Annotated in this window: 18 protein-coding genes; 12 read left to right on the top strand and 6 right to left on the bottom strand. The window is 68.0% G+C overall.

The window, feature by feature from the left end; genetic code table 11:
- Nucleotides 1-29 precede the first annotated feature (29 nt).
- The 4 genes from VNF07_09600 (at nucleotide 30) to VNF07_09585 (ending at nucleotide 3,985) form a co-directional block, all read left to right on the top strand.
- On the top strand, nucleotides 30-785 hold the full coding sequence (locus VNF07_09600) for a class II aldolase/adducin family protein (GenBank protein ID HVB06482.1): 756 nt from the start codon (nucleotides 30-32) through the stop codon (nucleotides 783-785).
- Between the two features lie 93 nt (nucleotides 786-878).
- Nucleotides 879-1,421 (top strand): DapH/DapD/GlmU-related protein, encoded by a 543-nt coding sequence (locus VNF07_09595; GenBank protein HVB06481.1) that lies wholly within the window; start codon nucleotides 879-881, stop codon nucleotides 1,419-1,421.
- Between the two features lie 352 nt (nucleotides 1,422-1,773).
- On the top strand, nucleotides 1,774-2,493 hold the full coding sequence (locus VNF07_09590; protein ID HVB06480.1) for an isochorismatase family protein: 720 nt from the start codon (nucleotides 1,774-1,776) through the stop codon (nucleotides 2,491-2,493).
- Between the two features lie 121 nt (nucleotides 2,494-2,614).
- Complete coding sequence (locus tag VNF07_09585) at nucleotides 2,615-3,985, top strand: amidase family protein (protein HVB06479.1); 1,371 nt, start codon at nucleotides 2,615-2,617, stop codon at nucleotides 3,983-3,985.
- A gap of 61 nt (nucleotides 3,986-4,046) precedes the next feature.
- On the opposite strand, the gene VNF07_09580 is transcribed toward VNF07_09585, so the two are convergent.
- Together VNF07_09580 and VNF07_09575 are read right to left on the bottom strand one after the other, a co-directional pair.
- Entirely contained in the window at nucleotides 4,047-4,514 is a 468-nt protein-coding gene (locus VNF07_09580) for an SDR family oxidoreductase (protein HVB06478.1), read from the bottom strand.
- A gap of 443 nt (nucleotides 4,515-4,957) precedes the next feature.
- Entirely contained in the window at nucleotides 4,958-6,028 is a 1,071-nt protein-coding gene (locus VNF07_09575) for a tartrate dehydrogenase (GenBank protein ID HVB06477.1), read from the bottom strand.
- A 115-nt stretch (nucleotides 6,029-6,143) separates the two neighbouring features.
- Here VNF07_09575 and VNF07_09570 point away from each other — a divergent pair, with 115 nt between their 5' ends.
- Nucleotides 6,144-6,929 carry a class II aldolase/adducin family protein gene (locus VNF07_09570; GenBank protein ID HVB06476.1) on the top strand — a complete coding sequence of 262 codons (786 nt, stop codon included), beginning with the start codon at nucleotides 6,144-6,146 and terminating at the stop codon, nucleotides 6,927-6,929.
- On the opposite strand, the gene VNF07_09565 is transcribed toward VNF07_09570, so the two are convergent.
- Entirely contained in the window at nucleotides 6,917-8,140 is a 1,224-nt protein-coding gene (locus tag VNF07_09565; protein ID HVB06475.1) for an MFS transporter, read from the bottom strand. The genes VNF07_09570 and VNF07_09565 overlap by 13 nt on opposite strands.
- 74 nt (nucleotides 8,141-8,214) lie before the next feature.
- Between VNF07_09565 and VNF07_09560 the strand changes: the two genes are divergently transcribed.
- Nucleotides 8,215-9,165, top strand: coding sequence for a D-2-hydroxyacid dehydrogenase family protein (locus tag VNF07_09560; GenBank protein HVB06474.1), 951 nt, complete (start codon nucleotides 8,215-8,217; stop codon nucleotides 9,163-9,165).
- Nucleotides 9,166-9,169: 4 nt separating this feature from the next.
- Nucleotides 9,170-10,492 carry a nicotinate phosphoribosyltransferase gene (locus VNF07_09555; GenBank protein ID HVB06473.1) on the top strand — a complete coding sequence of 441 codons (1,323 nt, stop codon included), beginning with the start codon at nucleotides 9,170-9,172 and terminating at the stop codon, nucleotides 10,490-10,492.
- A 21-nt stretch (nucleotides 10,493-10,513) separates the two neighbouring features.
- Here VNF07_09555 and VNF07_09550 read toward each other — a convergent pair whose 3' ends face one another.
- The 3 genes from VNF07_09550 to VNF07_09540 all read right to left on the bottom strand — a co-directional run bounded on the left by VNF07_09550 (nucleotide 10,514) and on the right by VNF07_09540 (nucleotide 12,682).
- Nucleotides 10,514-10,882 carry a carboxymuconolactone decarboxylase family protein gene (locus VNF07_09550; protein ID HVB06472.1) on the bottom strand — a complete coding sequence of 123 codons (369 nt, stop codon included), beginning with the start codon at nucleotides 10,880-10,882 and terminating at the stop codon, nucleotides 10,514-10,516.
- Nucleotides 10,883-11,196: 314 nt separating this feature from the next.
- A complete protein-coding gene (locus VNF07_09545; GenBank protein HVB06471.1) occupies nucleotides 11,197-12,243 on the bottom strand; it encodes a LacI family DNA-binding transcriptional regulator in 1,047 nt (348 codons plus the stop codon).
- Nucleotides 12,244-12,379: 136 nt separating this feature from the next.
- Complete coding sequence (locus VNF07_09540) at nucleotides 12,380-12,682, bottom strand: hypothetical protein (protein HVB06470.1); 303 nt, start codon at nucleotides 12,680-12,682, stop codon at nucleotides 12,380-12,382.
- A 458-nt stretch (nucleotides 12,683-13,140) separates the two neighbouring features.
- Here VNF07_09540 and VNF07_09535 point away from each other — a divergent pair, with 458 nt between their 5' ends.
- The 5 genes from VNF07_09535 to VNF07_09515 form a co-directional block, all read left to right on the top strand.
- Nucleotides 13,141-13,569: a cupin domain-containing protein gene (locus VNF07_09535; protein ID HVB06469.1), complete on the top strand. Its 429-nt coding sequence runs from the start codon at nucleotides 13,141-13,143 to the stop codon at nucleotides 13,567-13,569.
- Nucleotides 13,569-13,793, top strand: coding sequence for a ferredoxin (locus tag VNF07_09530; GenBank protein ID HVB06468.1), 225 nt, complete (start codon nucleotides 13,569-13,571; stop codon nucleotides 13,791-13,793). The genes VNF07_09535 and VNF07_09530 overlap by 1 nt, the downstream gene beginning before the upstream one ends.
- 101 nt (nucleotides 13,794-13,894) lie before the next feature.
- Nucleotides 13,895-14,317: a cupin domain-containing protein gene (locus tag VNF07_09525; protein ID HVB06467.1), complete on the top strand. Its 423-nt coding sequence runs from the start codon at nucleotides 13,895-13,897 to the stop codon at nucleotides 14,315-14,317.
- Between the two features lie 150 nt (nucleotides 14,318-14,467).
- The gene (locus VNF07_09520; protein HVB06466.1) at nucleotides 14,468-15,553 is read left to right on the top strand and encodes an amidohydrolase family protein; all 1,086 of its coding nucleotides are present in this window, start codon (nucleotides 14,468-14,470) and stop codon (nucleotides 15,551-15,553) included.
- Nucleotides 15,554-15,684: 131 nt separating this feature from the next.
- Nucleotides 15,685-16,168 (top strand): hypothetical protein (locus tag VNF07_09515; GenBank protein ID HVB06465.1); only part of this gene is annotated, 484 nt, incomplete at its 3' end.

The raw sequence follows: 16,168 nt of genomic DNA, 5'->3' as shown, positions 1-16,168 counted from the left end.
GGCACCGACGTCGACAAGGGAGGAACGCCATGGCGCGTGACAAGAAGATCGCCGCACGGCTCGCAGAGGCCTGCCGGATCATGGGGACCTGGGACATGACCCACGGTTCCGAGGGCCACATCAGCTACTGGGACGGCGAGTCCGAGAGCGTCCTCATCCGGGGAAAGGGCAAGGACCAGCTCGGCGTGCGCTACACGCGTGACTCCGACATCGTCGAGGTGGACTTCGCCGGCAACACCCTCGAAGGCGGCACCGAGGGGGTCCGCTCACCGAGCGAGATCTACCTGCACACATGCATTCTGAAGGCGAACCCCGAGCTGCGCAGCGTGGTGCACATGCACCCGCGTGCCGCGCTCATCCTCACCGCCTGCGAGAAGCCGATCCTCCCGATCCACGGCCGAAACGCCCAGGGCGCGCGCATCGCCGCGGAAGGGATCGACACCTACCCGACGAGCATCACGATCCACACCCAGGAGATGGGTGAGAAGTTTGCCGCCTTCATCGGCAAGAAGAAGTTCGCCCTGATGCGCGGCCATGGGATCACCGTCGCCGGAACGAGCATCGAGGACGCGACGGTGCGCGCGCTCGAGCTCAACGAGCTGCTGAAGCTCACCTACGAGGCCTACCTCGTCGGTGACCCGAAGCCCCTCCCGCAGGGCGACATCGACCACCTGCTGCGCGACCCGGAGGCGAACCGACCGCGTGGCTCGGCGGGCGGCGAAGCGGGCATGCTCGCCAATTACCGCTACTACGGGATGGTCGCCGGGGAGATCCCCGTCGGCTGACCGGTAGGCGGGGAGCAGCCCCGACGACGTGTCGCGAACTCAGGTAGCAGTCTCACTACCTTTGGAACCCCAGCGGCAGGCTTCAGGAGCGGCATGCACGAGGCGCAACTCATCAAGACCAGGACGCCGGAGTTCCGTGAGCTCTTCGAACGGGTCAAGCTGGCCACCCGGCTTTCCTCAAAGCTGAGCGCCTACTGCCTTGAGGAGGCTGAGTCGATCCGGATCGCCTTCGAGGAGCTCATCGGCAAGCCGGTTGGGGACTCCTTCACACTGATTCCGCCCTTCTACACCGACTACGGGTTGAACATCTCCGTCGGCCGGTCCGTCTTCATCGGCTATCAGTGCGCGTTCACCGGCCACGCAGCCATCGACATCGCCGACGAGGTGATGATTGCGCACAAGGTCAACCTCATAACGGCCGGTCACCCCGTCGAACCGAGCAAACGGCGGGACTACATCACGGCGGAGCCAATCACGATTGGCACCAACGTGTGGATCGGCGCGGCCGCGACAATCCTGCCCGGCGTGAACATCGGAGCCGGTGCCGTCGTAGGCGCCGGCGCTGTGGTCACCCGCGACGTGCCCCCGGCCACCCTTGTAGCAGGCGTGCCGGCCACCGTTATCAGACAGCTGTGACGACACGGATCTCCCTTGTGCCTTTCGTCCTGACGCCGATAATGTTCGTTATGTAAGTTACATTATTAGGGTCCCCGAAGGGTCGGAATGTTCAGCCCTTCAAGTCCTCCCCGACCGGCAGGCTCCCGCCGCAGGAAAGAGGTGGGGTGCCACGGCCGGTCGTGGCATTCCGAGGGCGATGCCTAGGCCACTGGCCACACCATGGCGGCGCAGACGAGATCGCGGCCTTCCTCGAGCCTCCGGCATTGTTGTCTTGCAGCACTCTCCGGGGCGCACCTCGTCGGAGCGCCCCATACTGGGGCCCACGGCTCGGCACGACGCACCGGAGCGAGCACGCGGACGGGGAGGACAAATGGCGAGGAACAAGCCCTGGGACGGCGTCTTTGGCGCTGATGACCTCGCGGCGATGGGCCGCAGCTACGACCAGCAGGACCGCCCGATCACCGCGGGCGAGCGTCCTGCGGTGATCGTGGTCGACATGACGCGTGCCTTCGTCGATTCGACCTACCCGACCGGCTTCAGCGCGACCGGCTATCCCGCCGCGGCCGCGAACGCCCGGTTGCTGGAGGTGGCGCGTGCCGCCGGGCTGCCGATCTTCTTCACCAAGGGCTATGCCGAGCCCGATCACCAGCCGACGCCCGCCGAGCGGGGACGCTGGAAGTCGACCTCGCGACCGGCGCCCCCCGCTGACGCGCCCCCTGGCGACGTGATCGTCGATGAGCTCACTCCCCTGCCGGGGGAGATCGTGATCAACAAGGCCGGTCGGCCGAGCGCCTTTTTCGGTACGCCACTCACCTCCTACCTCGTGCACGCCGGCTGCGACACGGCGATCGTCACCGGGATGGTCACGAGCGGTTGCGTGCGCGCGACGGTGATGGACGCCTTCCAGAACAACTTCCACTGCATCGTGCCGTCCGAGTGCGTAGCCGACCGCAACCAGCTCTCGCACAAGGTCTCGCTCTTCGATCTGCACATGAAGTACGCCGACGTCGTCAGCCTCGACGAGACGGTCGGCTACCTGGACCAGCTGCACAAGGGCGCAGCGGGGCTGCCCGACCTGCAATTGGCCTGACCGCGGTCATGGCCTCACCTTCCCCCGCTGACATCGCCGTGACGGCCTGAGGGCTGCTCCGCCGCGCTTTACGATCTTCGCTTCGTCGCCGTGGGCGCCGTGCCGCGAAGGGATCGTCCGGATGACCGACCAGCTGCTCACCGACCTCGGAGCGGGTGAGCTCTCAGAGCGGGTGCGGAGCGGCCAATGTACGGCGACCGAGCTCGTGCGGGCACACCTTGACCGCATCGAACGCCTCGAGCCGACCCTCCACGCCTTCCGGCACCTCCGTCGGGCGGCCGTGCTGGCCGAGGCCGAGAGCTTTGACGCTCGTCGCGAGCCGAGCGACCGCCCCCTTGCAGGCATTCCGGTGGCAGTGAGCGCAGACCTCGCGGTGGCCGGCCTTCCGAACGAGCGCGGCTCGGCGGCAACGTCGCCGGACCCGGCGGTGCGGGATGATCCGCTCGTCGCGATGCTGCGGGGAGCTGGTGCGCTCATCGTTGGCACGACCTCGGTCGCGGAGTTCGGGATCTGGCCCTTCACCGAGCCCGAGCGCGCGGAGGCGCCACGAAACCCCTGGAACACCGCGCACTCCCCCGGCGGCGCCGCCGGGGGCGCCGCGGCCGCCGTCGCTGCCGGGATGGCGGTCCTCGCCGTCGCGACCGACGGGGTAGGCGGGCTACGTGTCCCGGCGAGCTGCTGTGGCCTGTTCGGGCTGAAGCCCGGCCCCGATCTCCTCGCGCCGGTCGAGCCGGAAGCGGCCCGGATGTACGGGATGACGACCGCTGGGCCGATCGGACGCAGCGCCGAGGACGTCGGCCTCGCCCTCGACGTCCTCGCCGGCTCCCGGAGCTACCGCGACCCGCTGCCGCCGCCCGCCCCCCTCCGGATCGCTTACGCGCCGGGCCACTACTCCCCCGCGGCCCGCATCACGCCGGCGGTCTACGAAGCGGTGAAGGGCGCAGCCACGACGCTGCAGCAGGCCGGCCACCGGATCACCGCCGATCGTCCCCCCTACCCTGCCGACATCACCTTCCGCTTCACCCACCGATGGCAGGCGGCGATGGCAGACGAGGCCGAGGGCCTCCCCACCGAGAGGTTGGAGCGGCGCACCCGCAAGGTGGCTCGCCACGGCCGAGCCGCCCGTCGCAAGGCCACACCCGTCGCCGACGACGCCTTCGCCGTGGCGATGCGCAGGTGGTTCCAGGGCTACGACCTGTTGATCACCCCGACGTTGACGAGCGGCCCGCCGCCGGTCGGATCCTGGCCGCGGGGATGGCTGCGCACCATGAACGCGGTCACCAACTGGCTGTACACGCCGCCGTGGAACGTCGCCGGGCTGCCCGCCGCCTCACTCCCCTACGACCGCGACGAGGCGGGGCTGCCAATCGGCGTACAGCTGGTGGCGCCCCCGGGCGGTGAGGCGACGCTCCTCGCCGTCGCCGCACAGTTGCAGGCCCTCCACTCGTGGGAGCGAATCGCCCCGATCGGCACTCTTCCTCCGTCACATTAATCGTCCATATTGGACGTGCTTGCGTGACGGAGCCCCCCCGGGCCGAAGTGCACCTGCGTTGTCACGGCTCGTGCGCGGCAGGATCGAGCAATCGGGTGCGATCCACGTGGCCCCGATGGATCGTCTGCCCACCGTCGATCACGATCGCCGCCCCGGTGACGAAGGAAGCGGCCGGGGAGGCGAGGAAGGCGATCACGTTCGCCACCTCCGAAGGGTCCGCGGTGCGCCCGAGGACGGTGCTCAACGCCGACTCCGGTCGGAAGGTGGCAGTGCGGCCGCGGGTGTCGATCGGTCCCGGGCAGACGGCGTTGGCCCGCACTCCGAGGGAGCCGACCTCGGTCGCCACCTGTCGGGTGAACAAGACCACTCCGCCCTTCGCCGCGCTGTACGCGGCGCCGAGCGGGAGCGCGACGAAGGCGTGCGTCGAGGCAACGTTGACGAAACTCCCTTCGTCGGGACGACGAGCGGGAGGAATGCCCTCGTCATCAGGAACATGCTGGTGAGCGAGGTGCTCAGCACGCTCTCCCACTCGGCGAGCTCGAGCTCGCCGAGTGCCGCGCGACTCCCCCGCCCGACGACGTTCACCACGGCGGCGATCTCGTGCTGCTCCGCCGCGCACCGGGCCGCGAGCTCGTTGACGGCGCCCTCGTCGCTCACGTCGGCAACGACGGCGACGGCACCTCCGCCGTAGAGCGACGGCTCGGCGGCGACGGCGTCCGGGAGGTCCGGGTCGATGTCGACGGCGACGAGGCTGGCGCCGAGCTCGGCGAAGACCGCCGCCGTCGCGCGTCCGATGCCGCGTGCGGCACCGGTCACGACGACCGAGCGGCCTTCGAAGTTCAGGAGATCGAGCATCGCAGTCCCCCTTGTGCGCCGGCGAGTGGCTCCCGTCGTCGTCTACCTCGGCGGGTCGCTGTGGCCGGGTCCGTCACATAATCCTGTCGACATATGGAAGGTTCTGTGGCCGGGCGCTCAACTCGCAGGCAGGGCATCGACGATCGCGCGGGTCACCTCGGCGGTCGTCGATTTGCCTCCGAGGTCGCCGGTGCGGATCTCGCTCGTCGCGAGGACTCGTGCGATCGCCTGATCGATCGCCTCCGCGCCCGCTTCCTCGCCGAGGTGGCGCAGCATCATCGAGCCCGACCAGATCTGGCCGATCGGGTTGGCGATCCCCTTCCCGGCGATGTCGGGAGCCGAGCCGTGCACGGGCTCGAACATCGAAGGGTTGTCCCTCGTCGGATCGAGGTTCCCCGACGGAGCGATCCCGATGCTGCCGGCCACCGCTGCGCCGAGGTCGCTCAGGATGTCCGCGAAGAGGTTCGAGCCGAGGACCACGTCGAAGTGCCCCGGGCGCTGCACGAACGCCGCCGCCAGGGCGTCGACGTGCATCTTCTCGTAGCGGACGTCCGGGTACTGCTCGGCGACCTCCCCCACCACCTGGTCCCAGAAGGGGAGGGTGTGGATGATGCCGTTCGACTTCGTCGCCGACATCACGTACGAGCGGCGCGTGCGCGCGAGGTCGAACGCGAAACGGGCCACCCGCTCGATGCCGCGGCGCGTGAAGACTGCCTCCTGCACGGCGATCTCGTCGGGGGTGTCGCGGTAGAGGCGACCCCCGATCTCGGAGTACTCCCCCTCGTTGTTCTCGCGGACGATGACGAGGTCGACTCCTCCGCCGATCACCTCCGGGCGTAGCGGGCTCGGCACCCCCTCGAGCAGCTTCACGGGGCGGAGGTTCACGTACTGGTGGAAGCTGCGCCGGATCGGGATCAAAAGGCCCCATAGCGAGACGTCGTCGGGGACACCCGGGAAGCCGACGGCACCGAGGAAGATCGCTTCGTGCTCGGCGAGCTGGGCGAGGCCGTCCGCCGGCATCATCTCCCCGGCACGGGTGTAGTACTCGCACCCCCAGGGGTATTCGACGAGCTCGAGAGCGAAGTCGAAGCGGCTCCCCACGACCTCGAGGACCTCGAGGGCCGCCGGCACCACCTCGTTGCCGATCCCGTCACCGGGGATCACGGCCACCTTGTAGCGCTTCGGCATCAGGGCTCCTCTCACGCGAGATTCAGCCCTGGAAGTTACCGGCCGGCTGGATGCGCAAAGATAAAGCAGCACACGCTCGACTACACGACGAGGGTCCGAGAGGACGGAGGCGACGATGGCGGTCATCGAACAGCCGTTGGTGACGGAGACGAGCAAGAAGGCCGGTGTCTCCGACGAGGAATGGGCGCTGCGGGTGAAGCTCGCCGCCTGCTACCGGATCTTCAACTACCTCGGCTGGACCGAGCTGATCTTCAACCACATCTCGCTGCGCGTCCCCGGCCCCGAGACGCACCTGTTGATCAACCCCTTCGGCCTCCGCTACTGCGACGTCACGGCCTCCAACCTCGTGAAGATCGACCTCCAGGGGAACATCATCGGGGACGACACCTGGCCGGTGAACCGCGCCGGGGTGATCATCCACACCGCCCTGCACGCGGCACGGCCGGACATCCACGCGGTGATGCACACTCACACCACCGCCGGCTCTGCCGTCGCCGGCCTCGACGGCCCGATCGACGGCAACAACTTCTACGCCTCCCAGCTCTGGGGGCAGATCCGCTACCACGACTTCGAGGGCATCACCTTGGAGAAGGACGAGCAGGACCGCCTTGTCGAGAACCTCGGCGAGGAGTGGCTCCTCGTCCTCCACAACCACGGCCTCCTCTCGGCGGGCGCCACGCTCGAGTCGGCGTTCATGCGCCTGTGGACCCTCGAGCGCTCGTGTGAGATCCAGGTGGCGACGATGAGCACCGGCGGCAAGATCAAGCAGGTCTCGGACTCCGCGCACGAGCGCTCCTCCGGTGACTACCGGAAGATGCTCGCGAGCCCCGAGGCCGGCCTGCGGGCCTTCGAGGCCTACCAGCGCCAGATCGACGAGATCGACCCCTCCTACCGCACCTGAGCGGCAGGGCGGGCCCCGAGCCCCCGCTCCCCCACCGCCTCGGCCGCGACACCGACGCGCCGCAGCGGCAACGCCAACAGCCCCGCGGCGGCGACCAGCAGGCAGCAGAAGACCAGTGAGGCGGTGCGCAGGCCGAGCGCGCTCGTGAGCAGGCCGACACCAATCACCGGCAGCGAGAGCGCCAGATAGCCCACCAGGTTGTAGGCCGCAAGCGCCTCGGCGCGGCGCGCTGCCGGCGCCAGCTCGTTCACGAGGGCGAGGCTCCCGACGAAGGCCATCCCGGCTCCGGCTCCGCCGAAGAGCGTGGCGAGGAAGAGCAGCAGCGAGGAGCGGGCGGTGAAGGCGAGCTGGATGAGCGCCGCGCCGAGCGCCACCAGGGCCAGCCCCGCCAGCATCGAGCCGCGGGCGCCGTGCCGCCTGCGGAGAAGCTGCGCGACCCCGCCGACGAGGTTGAAGGTGCAGAGCACGGCGCCGGCGACGAGGTGGCTCGAGACGTGCAGGATCTGGCGGGTCATCGTCGGGCTGAGCGCGCCGTAGACGCCGCCGAGCGACCAGCCGACCCCCATCGTGACCGAGGAGACGACGAACGGGCGGAGGATGGCGCGTGGTACCGAAGGGCGCTGCAGCCTCCAGCGGGCGTGCTCACCGGGCGTCACCGTCTCGATCACCAGCACCGCGACCGCGAGCAGCGCGCCGCCGTCGAGGGCGATCTCGAGCACGTAGGGGAGCACCGTCGGCGACGGCAGGAACTGCACCATCACCCCGAAGGCGAGCGAGCCGGCCGCCGCGCCGGTGAGGAAGGCGACGGTGTTCATCAGCGCGGCCCGCGGACGCTGGCGCGGCGGTGAGAGCTCGACGAGCGAGGCGCCCGCCGCGGCGATGAGGGTGCCGGTGGCGACGCCCTGCAGGGCGCGCGCCGCGAAGAGCCACAGGGCCGAACGGGCGAGCGCGAAGAGCAGCGCGCTCGCGACGAGCAGCGCCGCACCAGCGAGCAGCAGGGGGCGTCGGCCGACGACGTCCGAGAGGCGGCCGACCACGAGCAGCGTGGCGAGCACGGCGACCGCGTAGACGCTGAAGATCGCCGTCACCGTGAGCGAGGTGAAGTGGTATTTGCCCTGGTAGACGACGTAGAGGATCGACGGGCCGTTGCTCGCGAAGGTCGTGCAGAACACGACGAAGAGCACCGCCACCACCGCGAGTCGCCGCCTCATCGTCGCCCCGACCCTACCGGCGCCCGCCGGGGCGGCCGTTGGACGACCGTCGGAAAGTCCGTGAGACTCGAACCATGACCGCCGTCGCCGTGCTCGACGACTATCAGGGCCGCGCACACGCCCTCGCCGACTGGGCGGCGCTCGGCTACGACGTCACGCTCCGCTTCTTCTTCCGAGCGATGGACGAGGACACCCTCGTCGGCATCCTCTCCGAGTTCGACATCGTGGTGCTGATGCGGGAACGCACCGCGCTCCCCCGCCAGGTGATCGAACAGCTCCCCCGTCTGCAGCTGGTCGTGACGACCGGGATGGTGAACGCGGCGGTCGACCGCGAGTGCCTGCGCGAGCGCGGCATCACCTACGCCGGCACCGGCGGCAGCGGCAGCGCCGGGCCGGTCGAGATCGCCTGGTCGCTGATCTTCGCCACGACCAAGCGCACCGTCATCGAGGACGCGGCGATCCGTGCCGGCCACTGGCAGCTCGGCTTCCCTGCCCTCCTCTCCGGCAAGACCCTCGGCCTCCTCGGTCTCGGTCGCCTCGGCTCGGCGATGGTCCCCGCCGCCCGCGCCTTCGGCATGGAGGTGGTCGCCTGGAGCGAGAACCTCACCGCAGCGCGCACCGACGAGGTCGGCGTCGAGCTCGTGACCAAGCAGGCACTCCTCGAGCGTTCCGACGTGCTCTCCATCCACCTCCTCCTCAGCAGGAGGACCCGCGGCCTGCTCGGCGCCGACGACTTCTTCTCGATGAAGCGCAGCGCGGTCCTGATCAACACCTCGCGGGGGCCGATCGTCGAGGAGCAGGCGCTCGTCGACGCCCTCCGCGCCGGGCGCATCGCCGCCGCCGGCCTCGACGTCTTCGATGTCGAGCCGCTGCCCACCGGGCACCCCTTCCTCGCCCTCGAGAACGCGGTGCTCGCCCCGCACCTCGGCTACGTGAGCGAGGAGGGCATGGAGGCGATGTACAGCGACGCGGTCGAGGACATCGCCGCCTTCCTCGCGGGTGAGCCGATCCGCGTCATCGAGTAGCGCGATGCCGACCTCGCTGCGCACCGACCTCTACGAACTGAACATGGCCGCGAGCTACCGGACGCGGGGAATGGACGGGCTCGCGACCTTCAGCCTCTTCGTCCGCCAGCTCCCCGCCTCACGGGGCTTCCTCATCGCCTCGGGGATCGAGGAGTGCCTCGACTGGCTGGAGGACCTGCACTTCGGCGCCGAGGAGCTCGCCACCCTCGAAGGGCTCGGCTTCAACGAGTCCCAGCTCGCGGCGCTCGACGGTCTCGAGTTCACCGGTGACGTCTGGGGAGTTCCCGAGGGCCGCGTCGTCCTCGCCAACGAGCCCCTCGTCGAGGTCACCGCACCGATCGCCGAGGCCCAGCTCGTCGAGACGATGCTCCTCAACGAGCTCACCTTCCAGACCAATGTCACCACCAAGGCCGCCCGCTGCCGCCTTGCCGCCGGCTCCGAGATCGGCCTCGTCGAGTTCGGGATGCGCAGGGCACAGAGCATCGACGCGGCGATGCTCGCGGCGCGCGGCAGCGCGATCGCCGGCTTCTCGGCGACGAGCAACGTCGAGGCCGCGCGGATCTACGGCCTCGTCGCGGCGGGGACGATGGCGCACTCCTACATCGAGGCCTTCGAGGATGAACGGGCTGCCTTCGACGCCTTCGCCGAGGACTTCCCCGGCCGCTCGACCTTCCTCGTCGACACCTACGACCAGGGCCGCGGTGTCGAGCACGCGATCTCGGTGATCAAGGCCCGCGGCCTCGAGGAGCATGCCGCGATCCGCATCGACAGCGGGGACCTCGCCGTCGTCACTCGACAGGCACGCGCCGCCCTCGACGCCGCCGGGCTCACCGGCGTGCGGATCATGGTCTCCGGCGCGCTCGACGAGTACCAGATCGCCCCGCTCGTCGCCGGTGGAGCGCCGATCGACGCGATGGGCATCGGTACCCGCCTCGTCACGATCGCCGACGCCCCCTACCTCGACAGCGCCTACAAGCTCGTCGAGTTCGACGGCCGCCCCGTCGCCAAGCTCTCCGAGGGGAAAGTCACCCTGCCTGGGGCCAAGCAGGTCTTCCGCGCCGCGGACTTCCACGACACGCTCGGCCTCCGCGGCGAGGCACCGCCCGCTGGCACGACCCCCCTGCTCGAGCCAATGCTGGTGGGTGGTCGGCGCCAGGCATTCTCGGTCAACCCCCTTGAGCAGGCGGCGGCCCGCTGTGCGCACGAGCTCGCCCACCTCCCTGCTGCGCTGCGGGAGCTTGAGGCGCCGGAACAGCGCACACCGCAGCTGAGCAGCACGCTCGCCGATCTCGCCGAGGAGCTCCATCACCGCCTTCGGGCGCGCTGAGCTGGGACTCTCAGCTCAAGCTCAACTAGAGGTTAAGGGTTGTCCCTCCGCGGGGGCGGCGGCGAACTCGAGGAACGCGGCATAGGCCCGTGGGCCCCAAACCGTTCCCGGGCCACCGTTCATCATGATGGCCACCCCGATCGCCTCGGCGACCTCGGCCGCGCCCGCCCCGGCACGCGCCGCACCCCGTGCATGGGCGGCGATGCAGCCGTCGCACTCGCGCGTGACGCTCACTGCCAGCGCGATGAGCTCCTTCAACCGCGTCGAAAGGGTTCCCTCGGCCATCGCCGCCCCCGAGAGGCGGACATAGCCCGAGTAGACCTCCGGGATCAGCTCCCGGAGAGCGCGACCTTCCCCCCTGAGCTCGTCCAGCGTCTCGTGCGCGTGCATCGCGACCTCCTCGGTTCGGCCGCCCGCGGCGGCGTGATGTGGTGGAGGGTACAGGGGGCTGTCTATTAATCTGCTGGCGAGGCCGAGGCGCACCGCAAGCGTTGCGGGCACCCTCAACCCGGCGTCGGCGACAAGGCTCGGCTCGTCGAAGCCTGCCGATTCAGTTCGGCGTGGGCGATAGTGACGACACAGAAAGTGCCTCCCGTTGCTTGGGATAGGACGACTTCGACAATCGTCATTCTCCCAGCAGGAGAGGCCTTTTTTGGTCGGGCCAAGTGCCTCACTTCCGCCATGGTCAAAGCGTGGATCGAGGGTTAGCCGACGAGCACGCCACTACGCAGTGGGCGATATTGGCGGGGGGCACCCACCGAGGCACGTACTAACAGTCTCCCCGAGAAGCTTACGGTGCGAGGCTGCAAATCGTGGTCGATCGACGGCCGCAGATGGTTGAGGAGCAACTGCGCCGCCATCAAACCCATCTCCGGCTGGGGGATCTCGTACGTCGTGACCGGGGGGCTCATGAGTTCGCACCAGTCGGCGTTCGAATAGGCCACGAAGGAGACGTCACGGGGGATCTGCGCACCGGCTCTCACGAGCTGCTGCATCGCCCCGAGCGCGATCTGGGTGCTGCCGGTGATGATCGCGGTCGGCGGGTCGGCGGCGGCCAGCAGCTCGTCCACCACCTGCTGGCCCCACGCGAGTCCCGACGTCCCGTAAAAGACGGGACAGTCATCAGCTGAGACCCCTGCCTCGCGCACCGCACGCGAGAAGCCGGCGACCCGGCCCTTGGTGGTGCTCAGCTCTGCACCGCCGATGACCAGTGCGATCCGTCGGTGCCCGGCAGCGAGCACGTGCTCGGCGAGGTCGTGGCCGCCCCGTTCGTCGTCGCCTACGACAGCGTCGACGTCGGTTGCGCGCGAGCGGCGGTAGAGCTCGACGATCGGCAGCGGCTCCGCCAGCTGCAGCAGCGCGGCGGCGCCCGCGTCATCGAAGGGAACGTGGACGATCGCGTCAACTTGGCGATCGGCAAGTGACTGGAGCGCGCGGAGCTCGAGCGCGGGGTCGTCGCGGTGGCAGCACAGGATGAGCTGATAGTCCTCCGCGGAGAGCGCGTCGTGCAGCAGGCGGACCGCCGCGGCGTAGTTGTATTTCTCAAGGCTTGGAATGACGAGGCCGATCGTTCCGGACTGGTGTCGCCTGAGCGCGCGTGCGAGGACGTTCGATCGGTAGCCGAGGGCTGTTGCTGCGGCCTCGATGCGTCTGCGAGTCTTCGGGTCGACATGGGCGGCGCCGTTGAGGGCGCGCGAGACCGTCGCCGTGGAGCATCCCGTCTCACGCGCGATGTCACGGAGGGTCGTCACGGCCGAGAGCCTAACTGGGGCCAAACATGGTACGTGTTAGCCTCGATCCACCGATTAACCAGGGCTGATCACCGCTCCTGGTCATACCCAAAAAGGCCTCTCTGGCTGGGGTGAATGGCGATACCTGAGTCGCAATTCACACCAGCACCGAGAGGCTCTTTGTGTGTTGTCGGTATCGCGCGCTCTCGACCGCATCCGGGTGACCTTCGATGAGCCGACGCCCGTCGCGAACGCTGGTCTTGTGCTCATCGCGACGCTCGCCGCCCGGCTCGGTGTCGAGCGGCTCGTGAACGACACGGTGCGCCTTCGCGGCCGGGTTGGCGGCGCACTCCCCGGCCGCGAGGTGCTCACGCTCGTGCATGCGATCTGCGCCGGTGCGAGCCACATCGACGATGCGAACGTGCTCCGCGCCGGTGGGACCGCCACCGTGCTCGGCCAACGGGTCGAGGTGCCCTCCACGCTCGGGACCTTCCTCCCCGCGCCTTCGCCCTCGGCCACGTCCGTCAGCTCGAATCCGTCACCGCCGCAGCCGCAGACGCCCACCGATGCGCTGACAATCGAGAACGACACGAAACCTTGGTCCGTCACGTCCAGGTGTCGGACTGGGGCGACATCACGCTGGCGCCAACCTCACTCCGGACCGCTCGGGCACACCCGACAGCCAGTCGGTGGATCGAGTTTTGACGCAACGATTCTGCAATCGATTACAGCCTACTGCTTGCTAAGTGAACTTCGGGCTCCTAACATTATCGGCAAGCAAGGCCGCCTTTTCATTGGTACGGTCTGCTCAACGGCGGTATATGGACATGGTTCGGGGATCGAGCTTAGGAAGACCTAGCTAGATACGGTCTGCAATGTGTTGCACACGGGCTCCACTCCTGACGGGAAGGGACTGAGATGGCGCAACAGGCGTTCCACTACGAGATGCCTCCTGAGGCCAAGGCCCGGCCGAAGACGGCGGTCGATGTGATGCGGACTGAGCTCTTGTCAGTGGGCATCCAGATCGTCAACGGGGGCGGCGAGACCAACCTCCACGCCCACAACGGCGAGGATGCCGTCTGGCTCGTGCTCGGTGGCCAGGCCGCCTTCTACAACGCTGACGGCGACCGACTGCTCATCGGACGCCACGAGATGGTGGTCCTCCCGTCGGGGACGAAGTACTGGTTCGAATCCGCTAGTGACGAGCCGCTCGAGATAGTGCGGATCGGCGCCAAGGACCCCCGCGTCGCCCCTTCTCGCACCGACGTCACCTCGCGCGACCGGGTCGCCCGCGTCGGCGCCACCCCGCACGTCCAGGCCGAACAGATCGTCGCGATCCCCGCCTGATGGCGATGGATCAGGCCGGGCGTGTCTTGCGCGTAATAGTCGACTTCGACACCTGCGAGAGTCACGCGAACTGTATGCGGGCCGCTCCTACGGTCTTCGAGGTACGCGATGACATGTGCCTCTACCTGCTCGACGAAACGCCCGGCGAGTCGCTCCGGGCGGCGGTCGAGGAGGCGGCGAGGAGCTGTCCAACCGAGTCGATCTTCATTGTCGACGACGCCTAGCGCCATCGAGCCCCAATTGCCGTTGGGCGAAACGTCGCCCCGAGATCTCGCCGGTTCCACCGAGGAGTCGAGAGAGCGTCACCTGAGAGGGAAGGATTCACATGCCCAAGCCAACTGCTTATCGCTACGAGCTCCCCGAGGACATTGGGAACGTGAAGGATCTCGTCGACATCTGGTCGACCGAGGTTCTTGGGACCCAGGTACAAGTTGTCCGAAGCGGCGGCGAGACGAACCTCCACGCCCACAACGGCGTCGACTCGATGTGGTTCGTGCTCGCGGGAACCGCGGCGTTCTACGACGAGGACAACAAGAAGTACGTGCTCAACAAGCACGAGATGATCGTGCTTCCCTCGGGCACGAAGTACTGGTTCGAGTCCCTCGCCGAGGAGCCGCTCGAGGTTATGCACATCACAGGTCGTGATCCACGCGTGACGCCGACACGCACCGACGTCACTCCACTCCCCGAGCGGGTCGGGCGCATCCCTCACCGCCAGGTCGAAAAGCTCGAGCCCATCGACAGCTGAGCACGCCGGCCCGGCGGCTAGAGCCGTGAGGGGCAGAAGGAGCGACGTACCGGAACCAGCTTTGGGAACCGAGGCGCGGCCCCGGTGCGGCCCGCTAGTACGCACATGAAACGGCCGAGTGCCGGGATCGACGCAGGGAGGATGCAGTCGATGTTCATTGACGCCGACACGCACGTTGACGAGTGCGAAGACACATGGTCGTACTTTCCGAAGTCCAGGGAGGAGCTGCGACCCGGCACAATGACATTCCTCGAGGGGAGTGCCCCCTCCTACCTCCGCCCCGGTTATCACCGGGCGTGGTTCATCGATGGACAGCTCTTCCAGCGGCAAGTACGCAGCGATGAGCGCACTGGAACCACGGTCGAAGCTCGGGAGCTCCACGATGTGCGCTCCAGGGTGAAAGACATGGACGAGCTCGGCGTCAGCCATCACGTCATCTATCCGACGCTCTTCCTCAACGAGCTCACTCGGCGGCCGGAGCTCGAGATCGCGCTCTGCGAGAGCTACAACCGCTGGCTCGCCGACCGCTGCTCGGAGAGCGACGGACGGCTGCAGTGGGTCGCGGTGGCACCGCTCAGCTCGATCCCTGACGCGCTCGCCGAAATCCGGCGGGCTCGAGACGCGGGGGCCTGTGGCATCTTCAAGCGAGGGATCGAATGCGGCGACCGCAACGTCGCAGACCCCTACTTCGCTCCGGTCTACGAGCTGGCACAGGGGCTCGATCTGCCCATCTGTCTACACTCGGCGCGTCCGTATCGGATCGTGACAGATCTGATGACCCGGCTGCAGACGGGCCTCGAGTCCGGACTCTACGTCCAGGACGCGTTTTCCCGGGTGCTCAAATCACGGCTCCCCGAGCGTTACCCGACCCTCCGGATCGGCTTCATCGAGGCGGGTGCAGGATGGCTTGCGCACGTGCTTTGGTCGGCGCGCGCCGACCAAAGCAAGGACGTCGCACTCGGCGCGGGGAGCGAGCGGGCCAAGGAGCGCAATCGCGAAGTGCTAGCTGAAGGGCGCCTGTTCGTCACTTGCGAAGTGAGCGAGGATCTCCCCCAAATCATCTCCGAGGTGGGCGACGCCAGCCTGATCGTGGGCTCGGACTACGGGCACCCGGACCGCGCGTCTGTCTGGGGAGCGCATACGCGGATCGTCGAACGGCCAGACATACCTGCCACCGCGAGCGACCGGCTCACGCGCGTGAACGCCGCCGCCTTCTACGGCCTCGCTACCGACTGAACAACCCTCGCCAACACAACGCGGCGACTGCCAGACCCATCACCACGAGCAAGGAGAAGAACATGGGCGGGCACTTTCAATCTGGCAATGCGCCGGGACGATCAGGTGGACGACACCACAGACGATCGATCATGGTCTCCGCGCTCCTCACGCTTTCCTGCACCGGGCTACTGCTACTGCCCGCGGCGATTTCAGCTTCGACGGCATTGAAGAAGTTGACCCCCCTACAGAAGGGGCTGAACTTCTATAAAGGCAAGACCGTCACCTTTATCATCCCGTCCTCAGTGGGGGGAAGCGTCGATCAGCTCGGGCGCGACCTCAGTGTCGCGATGGGGCAGTACCTGGGAGCGACCTTCAACGTCGAGAACATTCCGACTGGCAACCTCATTCCCGGCCAAGACGCGCTCGCGGCGTCGAAACCCGACGGCCTCACGATCGGCGAGGGCAACATCCCAGCGGACATCCTCGACCAGCTGACGAACGCATTCAAGGGGGTGAACTTCAACATCGCGCGCGAGGCATTCATTGGCTCGACGCCACCATCGCCGAACGTAATCGTCGCCTCGACGAAGTCCTCGATCGCAAGCTTCAAGAGTCTCCTGTCATTACCGAATC

It is taken from the genome of Acidimicrobiales bacterium, assembly GCA_035533595.1.
Classification (GTDB): domain Bacteria; phylum Actinomycetota; class Acidimicrobiia; order Acidimicrobiales; family Bog-793; genus DATLTN01.
Note: the sequence above shows the minus strand (reverse complement) of the source record. Positions and strands in the feature narration are given on the sequence as shown.

What these genes read in the sequence shown, in the direction of transcription:
- VNF07_09565 (HVB06475.1), bottom strand. Translation starts at nt 8,140, where the DNA reads ATGAGGCGGCGACTCGCGGTGGTGGCGGTGCTCTTCGTCGTGTTCTGC.
- VNF07_09555 (HVB06473.1), top strand. Translation starts at nt 9,170, where the DNA reads ATGCCGACCTCGCTGCGCACCGACCTCTACGAACTGAACATGGCCGCG.
- VNF07_09525 (HVB06467.1), top strand. Translation starts at nt 13,895, where the DNA reads ATGCCCAAGCCAACTGCTTATCGCTACGAGCTCCCCGAGGACATTGGG.
- VNF07_09560 (HVB06474.1), top strand. Translation starts at nt 8,215, where the DNA reads ATGACCGCCGTCGCCGTGCTCGACGACTATCAGGGCCGCGCACACGCC.
- VNF07_09585 (HVB06479.1), top strand. Translation starts at nt 2,615, where the DNA reads ATGACCGACCAGCTGCTCACCGACCTCGGAGCGGGTGAGCTCTCAGAG.
- VNF07_09600 (HVB06482.1), top strand. Translation starts at nt 30, where the DNA reads ATGGCGCGTGACAAGAAGATCGCCGCACGGCTCGCAGAGGCCTGCCGG.
- VNF07_09590 (HVB06480.1), top strand. Translation starts at nt 1,774, where the DNA reads ATGGCGAGGAACAAGCCCTGGGACGGCGTCTTTGGCGCTGATGACCTC.
- VNF07_09595 (HVB06481.1), top strand. Translation starts at nt 879, where the DNA reads ATGCACGAGGCGCAACTCATCAAGACCAGGACGCCGGAGTTCCGTGAG.
- VNF07_09520 (HVB06466.1), top strand. Translation starts at nt 14,468, where the DNA reads ATGTTCATTGACGCCGACACGCACGTTGACGAGTGCGAAGACACATGG.
- VNF07_09570 (HVB06476.1), top strand. Translation starts at nt 6,144, where the DNA reads ATGGCGGTCATCGAACAGCCGTTGGTGACGGAGACGAGCAAGAAGGCC.
- VNF07_09550 (HVB06472.1), bottom strand. Translation starts at nt 10,882, where the DNA reads ATGCACGCGCACGAGACGCTGGACGAGCTCAGGGGGGAAGGTCGCGCT.
- VNF07_09530 (HVB06468.1), top strand. Translation starts at nt 13,569, where the DNA reads ATGGCGATGGATCAGGCCGGGCGTGTCTTGCGCGTAATAGTCGACTTC.
- VNF07_09575 (HVB06477.1), bottom strand. Translation starts at nt 6,028, where the DNA reads ATGCCGAAGCGCTACAAGGTGGCCGTGATCCCCGGTGACGGGATCGGC.
- VNF07_09535 (HVB06469.1), top strand. Translation starts at nt 13,141, where the DNA reads ATGGCGCAACAGGCGTTCCACTACGAGATGCCTCCTGAGGCCAAGGCC.